Genomic DNA, 15,743 nt, shown 5'->3' on the forward strand with positions numbered 1-15,743 from the left:
GTCACGGCCGGCCGTGACGGCCGTGCGGGGCCGGGCGTCACCGCCTACGGCTTGCGGGCGAGCCCGCCGTGTTCGGCGATGATCTCCGGGCCGGGTGAACCGGGCTCGGGACGCCACTGCGTGACCGGGACGACGCCCGGCTCGATGAGCTCCAAGCCGTCGAAGAACGAGGTGATCACGTCGACGGTGCGCAGGTTGTACGGGACGGCACCGCTGTTGTTGTAGGAGTCCTGGGCTTGTTCGAAGACCGGGTCGATGCCGCGTGACCCGTCGTTGATGGAGAGGTAGCTGCCCGGCGGCAGGGCACCCATCAGCCGGTCGACGACAAAGCGGGCCTGATCGTAGTCCGCGACGTGCCCCAGGATGTTGCTGAGGATGAGCGCGGTGGGCCGGCTGAGGTCCAGCGTCTCGGCGGCCGCCGCGAGGATGCGGTCCGGGTCCGTCACGTCCGCGTCGATGTAGGCGGTCGCCCCCTCGTCGGAGGAGTGGAGCAGGGCGCGGGCGTGGGTCAGGACCAAGGGGTCGTTGTCGACGTAGACGATCCGTGCCTCGGGGGCGAGTCGCTGGGCGACCTCATGGGTGTTGTCCGCGGTCGGCAGGCCCGTGCCGACGTCCAGGAACTGCCGGATGCCCGCCTCCGACACGAGGTACGCGATGTTCCGGCGCAGGAAGGCACGGCTGCTGCGGGCTATGGTGACGATGCCGGGGAAGACGGCGGTGTACGCGTCGCCCGCCTGCTCGTCGACGGGGTAGTTGTCCTTGCCGCCGAGCCAGTAGTTCCAGATGCGCGCGGAGTGCGGCACCGTCGTGTCGATCGTGGGGTGGGCCGTCGGTTCGGGTGTCGTCGCGGGGTCGGTCATGGTGTGTGTCCGTCTTTCAGCCGGGGCGTGGATCATCCAAGGCCCAACCTATGTCCGAACACCCGCCTCCCGCCGCCCGGTTGGCGATCCGGAGCGGCGTCGTCCGTCACGGGCCGGGGCGCCTGCCGGGCCACCGGGCCGTCAGGGGGCGCAGCACGGCGGTGCCCGCGTGCAGGAGCGCGGAGACCGGCGGCGTCAGCCAGTCGGTGAGGCTGCTCCGCAAGGCGGGGTCGAGTTCGATCGTCAGGCGGATGTAGCGGGTGTGCAGCCGGGTGACCTTGGCCTGGCGGGCCGCGGAGCCGTGCGGTTCGCGCCGCAGTGCGGCCCGGTAGGTGTCCTTGCGCTGGTTCACGTCCTGTCCTGACGGCCGATGAGCTCGCCCGCGAGGTCCATGTAGGCCGAGCCCTTGACGTCGACCGGACCGCCGAACGACTGGGCGTACAGATCGAGCCGCGGGATGTGGGTGGACAACACGTCGAAGCCGCGCTCGGTCAGGGCTTCGCGGGCGTCGGCGTCGGGACCGGTGCGCGTGGCGTCCGGCCGGTTCGTACGGTTCAGCAGGACGGCGGCGTGGGCCGGCCGGGCGCGCAAGGACTGCATGTCGCCCATCTCCCCGCCGATCGGTGCCATGCGGTCCAGCTCGATGGGGGCCGGGGTCACCGGCACGATCCACTCGCTCGCGTATCTCATGATGCTCCGGGCGATGTGGGCGTGGTCCTCCAGCTGTGGGGCATCGAACACCACCGCCTGGCGGTTGCCGAGGAAGTCGTTCACCCGCCGGTGGACGTCGCCCACGGGCAGGGCGACCACGGGAAACGGAAAACCACCGGCCAGTTCGCTCCAGCGCAGCGCGGAGGACGCGGGGTCGCTGTCCACCAACAGCGGTGGGATGCCCGACTCGTGAAGAGCGTGGGCCAGCCACACTGCGCTGGTCGTCTTTCCCACTCCGGGTTTCAGGTTCACAAAGGCGTAGCTGAGCAACACGGGAGCCGACGGTAGCGGCCCCGAGTGGCCGGCTGCCGTCGGCGCGGCACACGGCCGCGTCGTTCACCCTGTGGCGCCGGTGGCTCGTCCGAATGGGCCAGGGCCTGTCCGACCGGTCACGTCTGCCGCGCGACGCCGCGCACGTTCCCCCGGAGGGGGTGCCCCCACTGGCCGCACCGGGCACACACCCAAGTACATCCCGTACGTGGGTGCACGCTGCTCCGCTACAGCGGCGGCAGGGTCGACGACGACATCGCCGCCCTCGCCGTGCGCTGCCGGGAGTCACCGGGCGAGGCGCGCTCCACGCGGGGGCACGCGGGAGGACGGTCGGGTCAGCGGCAGGCGTAGGTGAGGCGGACCGTCGCCGTCCGGGTGGTGGGGGAGAGGATGCGCAGTGTGGCCGCGGCGGGAAAACGGCCCCGGCCCTGGAACGTCCACCGGAGATTCAGCCGCGCGAGTCGCTGTCCTTGGCCGACGGATGCGTGCAGCAGGCCCGAGGAGGTGCCGTCGTTGCGCTCCCAGCGGTAGGCCAGGGTGCCTTCACGCCCGTTGGTGCGGACGACACCGGTGATGTCGGCGGTTCGTCCGCAGCCCAGGGTTCCGTCCGCTGAGTGGACCGTGACCCGGCTCACGGCCAGCTCCGGGGCCGTGTGCTCCTGCCACCAGAGGAACAGGAGCACCGCGCTCACGACGAGCGCGGGCAGGGCGTGGCGACGCAGCCGGCGACCGCGTGGCGGGCGCGTGGCGAGCGCCGTCGGGGCGGACAGCGCCGGGCGCGTGCCGTGTGCCTGCGCGGCGGTCACCCCGGGACCGAAGCGCAGCACGGTGTCCCCCGGGCCGTCCGGCCGCGTGAGTGGCCCTGCCGGGTCCACGAGCGTGGTGGTGGTGCCCGTGTCGGGCCCCTGGATCCAGTGGCTGGCCAGTACGGTCGCGCTGTAGTCGTCGCTGTCCTCGGCCCTGGGGACGGGTACGGGCAGCTGAGGTGCCGTCGGGCCCGACAGGGACTCGTGCTCTGGGGGAGTGGTCATCGGATCTCGCATTGCCGGGTCAGGAGTTGCTGTGACGCGCCGCCGGCGGCGGCGGGAGCGGTCGTGGCCTGCACCGTCCAGTAGCAGCCGGTGCCCTGGAAGGTGTGGTCGACGGTGAACGTGTACTGCGTGGCGCCGCTGCGCCGGTACGAGGCCGGCTGACCGTCCGGCGTGCCCGGCTGCCCGCCGGTGTCGCCCGAGAACCAGCCGACGGTGAGGGAGAGCGGGCCGGTGCCGTCCGTGGTGACGGTGACGGTCGCCGTGGCCGTCGCCGGGCCCGTCTGCCGGAACCCGGACAGCGTGACGTCGTTGACCCCGGGCGCGGCCGGTGCGGAGGTGCTGGTCGTGGCGGTGGCCGTGGCGGTGGGAGAGCCCGATGGGCTGCCGGGTGCGGCCGTCGCGCCGGTGCTCGGTGTGGGTTCGGGGGAGCCGGCCGGGGCGGTACCGGATGCCGTGGGCGACGCCGTGGTGCCGGCGCCCGAGGGGGACGGGGCGGTGCTGGGCGTCGCGGAGCCCGTCGGGGCCGAGGGCGTGGCCGTGCCCGGCGGGTGCGGGCTCGCGCCGTGGGCCGCGGCGGCGCTCGAGGTGGCCAGGACCTGCGCCGCCTGCCCGGCGTCCACTGCGGAGCCCCGGCCGATGCCCTGGGCGAACAGGACAGCCGCCAGCAGCGCGGCCCCGGACACGGCGATCCCGGGCCACGAGGGCCGCCACTCGTGGAGCCGGCCCGTGCCCGGCGCCCGGCTGAGCACGGTGAGCGCCTGGTCGGTGGCGGCGGAGGAACCCGGGGGTACGGAGGGCCGCAGCAGCAGAGCCACGAGCGCGGCGAGCAGCCCGCGCCCGCGCTCCTCCCAGTCGTCCCCGTAGCCGGAGACGGCGCTCTCCTCCAGGTCGGTGACGAACGCCCTCGCGTCCGCGGGGCGGTCCGCCGCCGACTTGGCCAGCCCCCGGCGGACCAGCGAACGCACCGTCTCGGGCACGTCCTCGGCCGGGACCGGACGCTCCACGTGCTGCAACGCCAGCTCGGCGAGGCTGTCACCCGTGTACGGCCTGCGGCCCGTCAGGCACTCGAAGAACGTGGCGGTGGCCGCGTACACGTCACCGGCGAAGGAGGCGGGGGCCCCGGTCCACTGCTCCGGAGCCATGTAGGCGGGGGTGCCGGCGATGCCGGCGCTCACCCCGGCGTCCACCGCGATGCCGAAGTCGACGAGCTTGGACACCCCGTCCGGCGTGACCAGTACGTTCTCCGGCTTGTAGTCCCGGTGCACCACACCGAGCCCGTGCGCGTCGGCCAGTCCGAGCAGCGACCCCTTGAGCACGGTCAGTGCTGCCTCCGGCGCCAGCGGACCCCGCCTGGCCAGCAGCGTCCGCAGGGAGACCCCGTCCACCAGCTCCATCACGATGGCGGCGCCCTCCGTCGCCTCCACGTACTCGTAGAGACAGGCGACGTACGGGCTCTCCAGCCCGCCGAGCAGCTGCGCCTCCGCGCGGAACCCGTGCACGAAGCCCGGGCGGGTCCGCAGCGACTCGCTCAGGTACTTCACGGCGACCGGCACACCGGTCTCCTCGTGAACGGCGCAGACCACCCGCCCACTGGCTCCGGAGCCGAGTTCGAGCGACTCGGAATACCCCGGCACTGCCCATGCGTTCATCGCCATCTCCCAGGAACAGTGGCGCCCCCGCGGCCCCTGGGCGTCCCAGGAGCGTCCTGCCACGCGCACAAAGACACGATTTTGGCCGTACTGGTTCCAGCCATCGGCTCCTGCCGCTCCCGCCGCGCTGCCCGACGGGAACGCACGGCGGCTTCCTCGGTGCTCCCGGGCGGCAGAAGCAGGAGGCCGCGACGGTTTCCAAGCGCGGACAGGCGGTGGGTGACAGCCGGTGGGCGGCTGAGTCGCGATCTGCTCCACCTGCGCCGGACGCGTACGGCAGCGGTCTCGTCCGGGTGCTCGATCCCCGGGAAAACGTATGTGCGTACGGGTTCTCAGCCGTGCCAGGATGGCGTCGGAAAGCGAGGTCTCGTGGACGAGTCGAGGCGATTGAGCCTGGTACTGGCCGCGTGGGCGGCCGGCGGAGCGGGGGCGGGCGCGGCCGCCGCGGTGGCCCGGGAGCTGGCCGGCGGTGTGCGCAGGATCGTGCTCGTCGAGGGGAGCAGCGATCAGGTCGCGCTCGAAGCGCTGGCCACGCGCCACGGACGCGACCTCGGCGCGGAGGGCGTCGCGGTGGTACCGCTCGGCGGTGCGACGAACATCGGGCGTTTCCTCGATGTGTGCGGTCCGCCGGGGCTCGGCCTGCCGCTGGCCGGTCTGTGTGACATCGGCGAGGAGCGCTTTTTCCGGCGTCACCTGGAGCGGGTCGGGCTCGGGCCGACGGAGGCGGGCCTGGAGACACTCGGGTTCCACGTCTGCGTGGCGGACCTGGAGGACGAACTGATCCGCGCCGTCGGGGCCGAGGGCGTCCAGCAGGTGATCGAGGCCCAGGGCGAGACGCGTCCGTTCCAGACCTTCCGGGGCCAGCCGGCGCAGCGGGAACGGCCCGTCGAGCACCAACTGCGGCGCTTCATGGGCACCCACAGCGGTCGCAAGGCGCTCTACGCACAGGCGCTCGTCGCGTACCTGGACCTCGACCGCGTTCCCCGGCCGCTGGAACGCCTCCTCGCGCTCGTGTGACACGGCCTCACCGTGCCGGGCCCGGGTGCGCTGTTCACTTGAGGCCGCTGAGCATGACGCCTCGGATGTAGTGCTTCTGCAGCAGCAGGAAGAGGGTCAGGACCGGCAGGACGCTCAGCACGAGGCCGGCCATGACGACGGGCGTCGTGCGGGCCGGGTCGACGTGGTCCTGCAGGAGCTGGATGCCGACGGGCAGGGTCATCACGTCCGGCTCGGCGGTCGAGACGAGCAGCGCCCAGATGTACTCGTTCCAGGCGTCGACGAAGGCCAGCAGCCCGAGCGTCACCACGACCGGCCCGGTCTGCGGCACCACGATCCGCCACCACACGGTGAACTCGCCGGCACCGTCGATGCGCGCGGCCTCGAGGACCTCGTCCGGGACCGAGACCATGAACTGGCGCATGAGGAAGATCCCGAAGCCGTTGACGAGGAACGGCATGGCCAGCGCCACGAGGCTGACGGTCAGACCCGCGCCGCCACGGCCGAGCAGGTCGTTGCCGCCCGCCAGCGGCCAGTGCACCAGGATCAGGAAGTGCGGCACGAAGAACAGGAACGGTGGGAACATCATCGTCGACAGCACGAGCCGGAAGACGAAGTCGCGTCCGGGGAACCGGAGTTTGGCGAGTGCGTAGCCGGCGAGTGACGAGGTGAGCAGCACCGATCCGGTGATCACGGCGGTGGCGGTGACGCTGTTGCGGAAGAGCACCGGCAGATCGAGCTGGTCGATCGCGGCCCGGTAGTTGGACAGGTCGAACGCCTGGGGCAGGAACCGGTAGGGCAGCGTGCCGGCCTCGCCGGGTCCCTTGAAGGACGTCAGCACCATGTCCAGGAAGGGCACCAGGGTGAGTACGGCGCCGGTCACCACCACCAGGTACGACAGCCACGGGAAACGGCGGCGGCTCATACGTCCTCCCCGGTGCGCCGGAACATCCACAGCTGCACCAGGGTGATCAGGAGGACCACCGCGAACAGCACGAAGGCGGCGGCGCTGGCCGTGCCCCAGTCGCCGTAGACGAAGGCCTGCCGGTACATCTCCAGCGCGGCCACACGGGTCGCGTCACCCGGCCCGCCCTTCGTCATCACGACGATCAGCGCGAACGACTGAAGACCGGTGAGGAACTGGGTGATGCACACGAACAGCAGGGACGGCCGCAGCAGCGGCAGGGTGATCCGCCGGAAGACGGTGACGGGCCCGGCGCCGTCGAGCGAGGCGGCCTCGTAGTACGACTCGGGAACGGACTTCAGCCCGGCGGTCAGGACGAGGATCGCCGAGCCGACCGAGGCCCAGGCCTGGACGACCACGACCGACGGCAGCGCGGTGTCCGGGTCCTGCAGGAACGCCACCGAGTCGAGTCCGGCGGCGTTGAGGACGCCGTTGACGAGGCCGCCGGGCTCGTACATGTACTTCCACACGTTGCCGACGGCGACGACGGTCGTGACGATCGGCAGGAAGTACAGGGTGCGCCACAGTCCTTGGAACCGCAGGTTGTCGATGCAGGTGGCGATGAGCACGGAGCCGGCGAGGGCGAGGACCACGGTGCCCAGGGCGAACAGCAGCGTGTTGGTGAGGACCGGCGCCAGGAACGTCGATCCGTCCGCGAAGAGCCCGGTGAAGTTGTCGAGGCCGACCGGATCGATGTCCCCGAGGGCGAACCCGGCCCAGCGGGACACCGACAGCAGCAGCGCGAAGCCGAGCGGCAGGATCAGGAAGACCGCGAAGAACAGCAGCGTCGGTGCCAGGAAGAGGTACGCGACGACGGTCTGGCGGCGTCGGCGCCGATGTCGGCCGCGGCCCCCGGCAGCGGGGTCGTGGGACCGGGGGCCGGGTGCCGCCCGTTCGGACGTGCCGGTCGCCAGGGCGTTCACCATGAGCGTGACATCTCCTGATCGACCTGACGGCGGGTGGTGCGCAGTGCCTCGTCGACCGACCGCTGACCGGTCCACAACGCCTCGATGTTCTCGCGCAGCAGCGACTTGGCCCGCTGGGCGCCCGGTACGTTCGGTTCCGGTACCGCGTAGGCCAGCGCGTCCAGGAAGGGGCGCAGGTTCGGATCGCCGTCCTCGCCCAGGAGCGTGCGCATGTCGTCGGCGCGGCCGGTCAGGGAACCCACCGACACCTGCAGGGAGCTCATCCGGGTCGCTGTGGCACCCTTGCGGGCGCTCTTCACGCCCACCTTCTCGGTGTTGAGCCAGCGCAGGAACTCCCAGGCCTCGCGCGGATACCTGCTGGCCGTGTTGACCCCGAGCATGAAGCCGGTGGAGAGCGTGGCGGGCGCGTCGTCCGCCTCGGGGACGGGCACGGGCGCGACCCGGACATCGCGGTAGTCCTCGCCCATCAGGGACTTCAGGCTTCCGGTCCACCAGCCGGCGCTGATCACCATGGCCACCTGCCCGGACGGGAACGCCTGGTAGACGTTGACGCCGGGCGCGCTCGCCCCCTGGACGACGAGGCGCTGCTCCAGAGCGAACACGGCCCGGCCGGCCGGCGAGTCGATGGCCGTGCTCCTGCCGTCGGCGGAGACGAACCTTCCGCGGGCGGCGCTGAGCAGGGCGAGCGTCTGGCCTACGGTGGTGGAGTCGTCGTAGGCCGACAGCCCGAACCCCTGGACCAGTGTGTTGCCGTACCGGTCCCGTGCGGCGGTACGGCGGGCCGCGTCCTCCAGCTCGCGCCAGGTCCGCGGTGGGCCGCCGATGCCGGCCGCGCGCAGCAGCCGCTCGTTGCAGTAGAGGGCGTACGTCTGCACCTCGGTGGGGTAGCCGTAGACCTTGCCCGCCACCGACGCGGCGCCGACCGCGGCCTTGCCGTAGCCGCGCCCGATCTCCTCGGCGTGCTCCCGGGGAGCGGGCCGCAGGAGGCCGGCCCGGACGAGCTGGCCGTTCCACAGGCAGTACGGGTGGATGATGTCGGCGCCCCGGCCCGCGGCCTGCCGGACCATGAGCGTGGTCAGCAGGTCCGTGAACTCGACGGCCGTGGTACGCACCTTGACCCGGTCGTGGGTGGCGTTCCACTCGTCGACCGGACCCCGCAGGGCCTCCTTGAGGTCTCCGCTCGCGTAGTGGGAGAGCAGGGTGAGCACGATCGGATCCCCGGGGCGTCCGGTCCCCCGGTGCGGCGCGGCGCAGCCGGAGGAGAGCAGCGCCGAGGGGAGGGAGAGCGCGAAGTGACGGCGGCTCAGGCCGCCGGCGGGGCGCGACGGTGTCATCCGGTGGCCTCCCGGCGCATGACGTGGAACGACCGGGTCGTGGTGAAACCGGCCTTGCGGTACAGGTGGCCTGCCGGGGACTGCTCGCCGGTCCACAGGAACCACGCCGAGTGCGCACCGCGTGCCCGCATCCGCTCCAGGACCAGATGGAGCAGGACCTCGCCGAGTCCGGTGCCACGCACCTCCTCCAGCACACCGAACGGGCCGAACCGCTCGTCCAGCGACTCGTACGCGCCGTGCATCGCCCAGCCCACCAGGCGGCCCGAAGGCTCCCGGACCACGACGATCCGGTCGAGCGGTGTGCCCGCGACGAGGCACTCCCGGATCGCGCGCGCCCAGTCGGGATGGAAGCGGCTCCCGGCGAGCGCGAGCAGGTGCACCAGGTCGTCGTCGGCCGGGGTGGTGAACCGGTAGCCCCGCGCGGTCAGTCGGTGCAGGCGGCAGGTGACGTCCGCGGGGACGCGGTAGCCGGCCAGAGCACGGTCCATGGCCGCCGCTTCGTACACCGTGCGAAAGCTCAGGGACCGAAGGAGCCCGGCCGCCTCCGGATACGCCTCGGCGTCCAGGCCGGGGAGGACGTAGTTCGGCGTGTACGAGGAGAAGTCCACCCGGGTGCGGCCGTGACGGTGCAGCCAGTCGAGGGCGTCGGTCAGCAGCCGGCGGCCGAGGCCGCGCCCGCGGACGGCCGGCTCGACGAAGAAGAACGGGATCCAGCCCTGCTCGGGCTCCAGGTCCGTCCCGGCCATCGGCGTCAGGCGGCGCACCGCGTAGGCCGCGCCGACGACACGGCCGCCGTCGACGGCGACCCGCAGCCCCTCCGGATCGAAGTTGGCGTCGAGCAGCACCAGGGAACGGAAGCGGTCCGGGGCGATGGGATCGGCCGGCGCGCTCCGGCGCCATGCCTCCACCAACCGCGGACCGTCGCCCGCGCGGAAGCCACGGATCGCGGCCCGGGATCTCGCCGTGGGATCGGTCATGGACGGGTTGTCCTTCCAGACGCAGGTCGCAGACACGCGGCGGCGCGTGCAGCGGTGCGATCCCGGTCGCGACCGCGACGCGAAGCGCTGACAGGGAATGTACTTGTGTGTCCGTGAGGTCCGCAATGATCTACTTGTTCGGATCCGCCGCCACGATGCGTTCCACCGCTGCCGTCACCAGGTGTTCGCGCTCTGCCTCCGTGAAGACGTCCGGCAGGGTGAGCTGTTCGACGATCAGCCAGTTCAGGGCCGGCGTGAGCAGTTTGACGGCCATGGCGTCGCCCGGGAGGCCGCAGGCCTCGTGGTAGGCGACGTTGGCGTCGATGTCGGCCCGCACCCGTGCGGTGAGCACCTTGCGCAGTTCGGGGCGACGGGTGGCCTCGAGACGGACCCGGCCGTCACCGTCGTCCCGGGCGATCCGTCGGCGCTCGTACGCGAGCTCAGGGGGGAGGAGGGCGCGGGGCTGGACGTCTGGCTCTGCGGGGGCGGCAAGCTGGCGGGCGCCCTCCTGCCCGAGATCGACGAGCTGGTGATCAAGAACTACCCCGTCGTCGCCGGTGCCGGGATCCCGGCCTTCGACGGCGCCTTCACCCCCACCGCCTTCGATGTCGCCGAGCGCACCGCCTTCCCCAACGGCGTCACCCTGACCCGCCTCACCCGCCGACAGGCCCGCCCCGGTGCGTCGCCTCGCGGAAGTCCGACGGCCGTCCGGATGACGCGGAAGAGGGACATCGGGCGCATGCTGGAGGTGTGCCCCACCCCGTGACGCCCGGTGCGGCCGAGGCCCCTGGTCCGGCCGCGGGTCCCCGCCGCCTCGAGTCGGGTCCCACGCCCCGGACCGCTGTGGCGTGGATTCCCCCCGCGCGACTGTGGCCCGCGATCCAGCGCATCCGGGTCGAGCACGACCCGCAGATCCGCCGCTGGCCACCCCATGTGAACCTGCTCTTCGGCTTCGTACCGGAGGAGGACTTCCCGGTGGCGCTCCCGCTGCTGGCCGCCGCGGCCGCCGGGTGCCGGCCCTTCGACATCCGGCTCTGCGGGGTCCGTGTCTTCCGCCACCGGTCCTACGCCACCGTGTGGCTCGACCCCGCGGCGGCCGGTGCCGAGCCCTGGACGGAGCTCCGGCGCGCGCTGGCGGGGCCCTTCCCGTACTGCACGGAGCGCTTCCCGCGCTTCATCCCGCACCTCTCGCTCGGGCACACCCGCAGCCCGCGCGTCCTGGCACCCGCGTGCGCCGCCCGGCTCGGCGTACTGCACGCGCGCGTGGCCGAGATCGTACTGCTCTCCCGGCGAGGAGCCGGCCCCATGCGGACGCGCGCCACGATCGAGCTGGGCACCGGCACGGTACACCGCTGCCTCGGACCGGACCCGGTCACCGGCGGGTACGAGCCACCGGACCGGCACTGAACGGCCGACGGCAGGCGCCGCACGCGGGACCCGCCCCGGCGGCGGGCGGACGTCTTTCCGGACGGTTCGGCCGGCTCAGCGCGCGGTGACCGAATACGAGGCGAGCGCCCGGTTGCCGCGCGGTTCGGCGACGGCCCGCAGGACGTCGGCCTGGCTCAGCACGAGCTGCCGCATCTGCTCGGGCAGCTGGGGCAGGCGTTCCTCCGTTCCGATCATGTCGAGACAGGCGGCGACCTCCCAGTCGCCGTCCTGCAGCCCCTCGGTGCCGACCGGCTCGCCGCCGTCGGCCGTCCACCCTGCCTCGGGCAGGAGCCGCAGCAGTTCCTCACGGGAGAAGGGCGTGCGCACGTTTCCCTGGCCGCGTGAACCCGCCGCCTCGATCTGACCCTGGATCAGCACGGCGAGCAGGTGCGCCAACTGGTCGCCGGAGGCAGGCGTCAGGTCCCACTCGGTGAACCACAGCCGCCGCGCCCACGGACGCACCCGGGCCAGCGTGTCCCGCAGCCGCGCGAGGGAGGCGAAGTACCAGGAGCAGTGAGCGAGTACCACATGGTCGAAGGCGTCTTCGGGAAAGCCGGTCGACGGGTCGAGGACGTCCGTGCCGAACCGGAAGTCGATGCGCGGCCCGAGGGGGCCCGCCGTGAGCCGGGCTGCCGACTCGCCGAGCGTGACCGGTGCACCGTAGGAGGGCTCGGCCACGTCCACGGCCACCACCCGCCCCTCCGGCCCGACCGCCTCCGCCAGGACGGCGGTCATGTCGCCCTGCCCACAGCCCAGTTCCAGCACCCTCGAGCCGGGCTCGATGCGCCAGCCGGCCACGAGCGCGGCGCGGTAGCGGGTCTGGGACAGCTGGACGTCCGGAGTGTGATCGGCGGCGGCCATGCCGGCCGCGAGCGCGGGAGCCTGGGCCCAAAGATCGGAGCGGTTCACAACGTCCTTCGTGGAACTCGAGGATCGGGGAGGGCCGATGGTACGGGGCCCGGCGATGTCGGCGCCGACCATTTCTCCCGGACCGGCACCGGCACCGGCACCGGCACCGAGTGCAGGCTGAACTTCCTGTCCGGGGCGGCCCGCGGCGGCACATGTCACGGCGGCGCCGGACAGAGGGCGTGATCCTTTTTCGTTGGACGAGTCGACGCGAGCCGACGATCGACTCCATCCTTGTAGGCATTCTCCCGCCGGGACGCGCCCGGCGCCCGCGCGTCAGCTCTCCGGCAGGACGAGCGTGCACGTCTCCCCGGGGGCGATGGTCACCGCGCGGTCGGCCAGCACCACGCGGATCGGTGACTCCTCCGAGTCGGGCACACCGATCTCCAGATGCTTGCTCCTGCGGCGTACGCCGACGCCCCAGTGGCCGCGGTAGCGCAGCGAGAAACCGTACTCGGAGAGGGCGGGGAGGGGTACCGGGTCCAGCCACAGGGCGTCCTCGCGTGTCTCCAGTCCGGTCAGGCCGCGCTGGACCAGGTCCAGGGTTCCGGCCATGGCTCCGAGGTGGATGCCCTCACCGGTCGTGCCGCCCTGGATGTCGGCGATGTCCGCCACCAGGGACTCCTGGACGTACTGCCACGCCTCCGCGCGTCTGGCCCTGGCGAGGACCAGGCCGTGCACGAGCCCGCTGAGCGTGGAGCCGTGGCTGGTGCGCTGCAGGTAGTAGTCGACGGTCCTGCGCCAGATCGCGTCGTCCAGGTCGTACCCGAGGCGCAGGAACAACTGCCGCAGCTCGGCGGGCGAGAAGAGGTAGCCGAGCATGAGGACGTCGGCCTGCTTGGACGCTTTGTAACGGTTGACCGTGTCGCCCTCGGCCTCGAGGATCCGGTCCAGTCGGCGGATGCTGCCGTAGCGCGCCCGGTAGGCGTCCCAGTCCAGCTCGGCCAGGCCCTCGTAGCCCTCGAACTGGCTGATGACCCCCTGGTGGAACGGCACCCGCAGCCGCCGTGAGATCTCCTCCCAGACGGGGAGCTCGGCGCTGTCCAGCCGGACGCGTTCGAACAGTTCCTCGCGGCGCCACGCGGGAAGGCGCCGCAACAGGTCCAGGGTGCGGGTGAGGACCCAGGCCGCTGTCACGTTGGTGTACGCGTTGTCGTCCAGGCCCGGCGCGGCGGCACCCGGGTAGCCGTCGTGGTACTCGTCGGGGCCGACGACACCGCGGATCCGGTAGCGTCCCGGGCCGGCGTCGAAGACGGAGAGGTCCGCCCAGAAGCGGGCGATCTGCAGCAGCATCTCCGCGCCCTTGGTGTGCAGGTACTCCGTGTCACCGGTGGCCTCGCAGTACTGCCAGACGTTGTAGGCGATCGCCGAACCCACGTGGTGCTGGAGCCGGGAGTGGTCGGGCAGCCAGTGCCCCGAGTGCGGGTTGAGGTGCCACTGCTGGGACTCCTCGCGGCCGTCGCTGCCGCTCTGCCACGGATACATCGCCCCGGCACGGCCCGTGGCGGCCGCCGCACGGCAGGCCCGGGCGAGACGCCGGTGGCGGTAGTCGAGCAGCCCCCGGGAGACCTCCGGGAAGTGCAGGTTGAGGTACGGCAGCACGAAGAGCTCGTCCCAGAAGACATGACCTCGGTACGCCTCGCCGTGCAGTCCCCGCGCGGGGACACCCACGTCCAGGTCCGCGGTGTGCGGGGACAGCGTCTGCAGGACGTGGAACAGATGGAAGCGCAGGATGCGGCCGGCTTCGCCGGGGACCTGGATGTCCGCGCGCCGCCACAACCGCTCCCACGCGGCGGCGTGGGAGTCCAGCAGGCCGGCGAAGTCCGCCGCGGTGGACACCCGGTCGAGCGCTGCGCCGAGCGGGTCGCTGATCGCCGTGTCGCGCGAGGTGTGCAGCGCCACGGTCTTCTCCACGGTCACGGGCCGGCCGGGCGCGATCGGCACCACCGAGCGGTGGACGGCACGGTGGCGGGCCGGCCTGAACTCCGAGGGGACCGGAGCCCGGCCGGCCGTGACGGCCGTCCGGGCCGCCATGGCGACGGTGACGTCCGACGTGCTGGTCCGGCAGCTCAGCCAGATCGTGCGGCGCTCCCCGGCCCCGGTCCGCACCCGGGTCACATGACGGCGGTTCAGGGCACGGTAACGGTGCACATTGCCGTTGATCACGTCCCCGTCGAGACAGGACTCGATCTCGACCTCTCCCGACCAGTCCTCGGCCGTGAAGACCGTGCGCAGCGCGGCCAGGTGAGGGTCCCCCATGTGCACCAGCCGGGTCTGCTCCACGCCGAGCACGCCCGCCTCGTCGCTCCGGTGCCGGAAGGCACGGGTGAGCGTGGCGCGGCGGAGGTCCATGGTGTGCCGGTGTTCCAGGAGAGCGTGCGTGTCCGGGGAGAACCACGGCCCCCACGCTCCCTCGGTGCGGCGCAGCCGGAACCGGAGAAGCAGCCAGTTCGGGAGGTTGACCAGGTCCTCGTTCACCACGCGCCGGCCCGCCACGGCCGACTCCACGCGGTCGTAGCAGCCGGCCGCGTACGTGCCCGGGTAGTGCACCAGGCCCGTCCGGCACTCGGGCACCGCGCCCCGCGTGGCGAAGTAGCCGTTTCCGAGCGTGCACAGGGACTCCCGCAACCGCTCGCCGGCGGGGTCGTAGCCCTCCCACTCCCACGTCCAGTCCGTCATCCGCCGCCCTCGCCTCTCCTCCGGAGCCCGTTGCGGGCCGCGGCTCGCCGGCCCGGCCTCAGACAGGCTGGGGGACGACGGCGACCGGGCACCGGGAGTGGTGCAGCAGGACGTGGGCGGTCCTGCCGAGCTGCAGACCGACGTGGCCGCCGCGGCGCAGGGCGCCGACGACGATCAGATCGGCCCGGGCGGAGGCCTCCAGGAGAACGCGATGGGCGGGCCCCTCGGCCGGCTGCCGGTGGACCTCGACCCGGGGGTGCTCCCGCACGACCTCGCGCAACGCGTCGTCGAGGCCGGCCGAGGCGCGCTCCTCGCGCAGCCGGGCCGCGTCGTCCGCGATCAGCATGTGGTCCACGGGCTCCTGGGCCGGGTTGCGCCAGGCGCGTACGGCCGTCAGGGCGCAGCCCCGTGCCTCGGCCTCACGGACGGCGAACCGTACGGCGTCCGCGCCGCGGCCCGGGTCCCCGACCCCCAGCACGACCCGGCCGGCGGCCCCCCGGAGGTTGTGCTCCGTGCCTCGGACCACGATGACGGGGCAGGCGGCGCGCGCCGCGACCGCCAGGCCGACCGAGCCCAGCAGCAGCCCGGCGATCTCGCCACGTCCGCGTGAGCCGGAGACCAGGGCGAACGCCTCGGTCCCCGCCCGCAGCAGCACGGACACGGGATCGTCGGGCAGTACCTCGCCCGACGCCTTCACCTCGGGATTGCGCAGCCGGGCCCGCTCCACGCCGGAAGCGATGATGTGCTGCGCCATGACCTCCCCGGCAGGGCGGCCGGTGGCGAAGGAGGGCTGGGCCCTTTCGTAACGTTCCCAGAGGGAGGCGTGCACCAGATGCAGCGGCAGTCCGTGCCGCGCTGCCTCGTCCACCGCCCAGTCCACGGCCCGCAGACTGGACTCCGATCCGTCGACGCCCACGACCAGCGGGAGTTCCATGTGCCGCCACCGCCTTCTCTGTCCGGTCCGTCCGGCTGCCGAAAGACCCACCTGTGAATACCGTCGCACCGTGCGGGA

At 72.6% G+C, this 15,743-nt stretch carries 14 protein-coding genes and 2 pseudogenes; 3 read left to right on the forward strand and 13 right to left on the reverse strand.

Annotation, left to right across the window (positions count from 1 at the left end; translation table 11 throughout):
- Window positions 1-44: 44 nt before the first annotated feature.
- The 5 genes from ABZX30_RS25565 to ABZX30_RS25585 all read right to left on the reverse strand — a co-directional run bounded on the left by ABZX30_RS25565 (window position 45) and on the right by ABZX30_RS25585 (window position 4,521).
- Complete coding sequence (locus tag ABZX30_RS25565; RefSeq protein ID WP_355937365.1) at window positions 45-860, reverse strand: SAM-dependent methyltransferase; 816 nt, start codon at window positions 858-860, stop codon at window positions 45-47.
- Between the two features lie 106 nt (window positions 861-966).
- Window positions 967-1,212: a hypothetical protein gene (locus tag ABZX30_RS25570; RefSeq protein ID WP_355937367.1), complete on the reverse strand. Its 246-nt coding sequence runs from the start codon at window positions 1,210-1,212 to the stop codon at window positions 967-969.
- Complete coding sequence (locus tag ABZX30_RS25575; protein ID WP_355937369.1) at window positions 1,209-1,844, reverse strand: ParA family protein; 636 nt, start codon at window positions 1,842-1,844, stop codon at window positions 1,209-1,211. The genes ABZX30_RS25570 and ABZX30_RS25575 overlap by 4 nt, the downstream gene beginning before the upstream one ends.
- Window positions 1,845-2,176: 332 nt before the next feature.
- Entirely contained in the window at window positions 2,177-2,872 is a 696-nt protein-coding gene (locus ABZX30_RS25580) for a hypothetical protein (RefSeq protein ID WP_355937371.1), read from the reverse strand.
- Window positions 2,869-4,521 (reverse strand): protein kinase, encoded by a 1,653-nt coding sequence (locus tag ABZX30_RS25585; protein WP_355937373.1) that lies wholly within the window; start codon window positions 4,519-4,521, stop codon window positions 2,869-2,871. The genes ABZX30_RS25580 and ABZX30_RS25585 overlap by 4 nt, the downstream gene beginning before the upstream one ends.
- Window positions 4,522-4,890: 369 nt before the next feature.
- Here ABZX30_RS25585 and ABZX30_RS25590 point away from each other — a divergent pair, with 369 nt between their 5' ends.
- On the forward strand, window positions 4,891-5,538 hold the full coding sequence (locus ABZX30_RS25590) for an ATP-dependent endonuclease (RefSeq protein ID WP_355937375.1): 648 nt from the start codon (window positions 4,891-4,893) through the stop codon (window positions 5,536-5,538).
- A 34-nt stretch (window positions 5,539-5,572) separates the two neighbouring features.
- Here ABZX30_RS25590 and ABZX30_RS25595 read toward each other — a convergent pair whose 3' ends face one another.
- The 5 genes and pseudogenes from ABZX30_RS25595 to ABZX30_RS25615 all read right to left on the reverse strand — a co-directional run.
- Entirely contained in the window at window positions 5,573-6,442 is an 870-nt protein-coding gene (locus tag ABZX30_RS25595; RefSeq protein ID WP_355937377.1) for a carbohydrate ABC transporter permease, read from the reverse strand.
- The gene (locus tag ABZX30_RS25600) at window positions 6,439-7,407 is read right to left on the reverse strand and encodes a sugar ABC transporter permease (RefSeq protein ID WP_355937379.1); all 969 of its coding nucleotides are present in this window, start codon (window positions 7,405-7,407) and stop codon (window positions 6,439-6,441) included. Before ABZX30_RS25600 ends, ABZX30_RS25595 begins: the two co-directional genes overlap by 4 nt.
- Window positions 7,401-8,741: an extracellular solute-binding protein gene (locus ABZX30_RS25605; protein ID WP_355937381.1), complete on the reverse strand. Its 1,341-nt coding sequence runs from the start codon at window positions 8,739-8,741 to the stop codon at window positions 7,401-7,403. The genes ABZX30_RS25600 and ABZX30_RS25605 overlap by 7 nt, the downstream gene beginning before the upstream one ends.
- Window positions 8,738-9,718: a GNAT family N-acetyltransferase gene (locus tag ABZX30_RS25610; protein WP_355937383.1), complete on the reverse strand. Its 981-nt coding sequence runs from the start codon at window positions 9,716-9,718 to the stop codon at window positions 8,738-8,740. The genes ABZX30_RS25605 and ABZX30_RS25610 overlap by 4 nt, the downstream gene beginning before the upstream one ends.
- A 130-nt stretch (window positions 9,719-9,848) precedes the next feature.
- A pseudogene (locus ABZX30_RS25615) lies at window positions 9,849-10,106 on the reverse strand (TetR/AcrR family transcriptional regulator); the annotation flags it as partial.
- On the opposite strand from ABZX30_RS25615, the pseudogene ABZX30_RS25620 reads away from it, so the two are divergent.
- Together ABZX30_RS25620 and ABZX30_RS25625 are read left to right on the forward strand one after the other, a co-directional pair.
- Window positions 10,101-10,370: pseudogene (locus ABZX30_RS25620) on the forward strand (dihydrofolate reductase); the annotation flags it as partial. The pseudogenes ABZX30_RS25615 and ABZX30_RS25620 sit on opposite strands and share 6 nt — an antisense overlap.
- A gap of 191 nt (window positions 10,371-10,561) precedes the next feature.
- The gene (locus tag ABZX30_RS25625; RefSeq protein WP_355937385.1) at window positions 10,562-11,125 is read left to right on the forward strand and encodes a 2'-5' RNA ligase family protein; all 564 of its coding nucleotides are present in this window, start codon (window positions 10,562-10,564) and stop codon (window positions 11,123-11,125) included.
- Window positions 11,126-11,200: 75 nt separating this feature from the next.
- On the opposite strand, the gene ABZX30_RS25630 is transcribed toward ABZX30_RS25625, so the two are convergent.
- From ABZX30_RS25630 to ABZX30_RS25640, 3 genes are all read right to left on the reverse strand, one after another.
- A complete protein-coding gene (locus tag ABZX30_RS25630; RefSeq protein ID WP_355937387.1) occupies window positions 11,201-12,055 on the reverse strand; it encodes a methyltransferase domain-containing protein in 855 nt (284 codons plus the stop codon).
- 273 nt (window positions 12,056-12,328) lie between these two features.
- A complete protein-coding gene (locus tag ABZX30_RS25635) occupies window positions 12,329-14,731 on the reverse strand; it encodes a glycosyl hydrolase family 65 protein (RefSeq protein WP_355937389.1) in 2,403 nt (800 codons plus the stop codon).
- A gap of 58 nt (window positions 14,732-14,789) precedes the next feature.
- Window positions 14,790-15,665 (reverse strand): universal stress protein, encoded by an 876-nt coding sequence (locus tag ABZX30_RS25640; protein ID WP_355937391.1) that lies wholly within the window; start codon window positions 15,663-15,665, stop codon window positions 14,790-14,792.
- Window positions 15,666-15,743: the final 78 nt, after the last annotated feature.

The organism is Streptomyces sp. NPDC004542 (genome assembly GCF_040610035.1).
Lineage (GTDB): Bacteria > Actinomycetota > Actinomycetes > Streptomycetales > Streptomycetaceae > Streptomyces.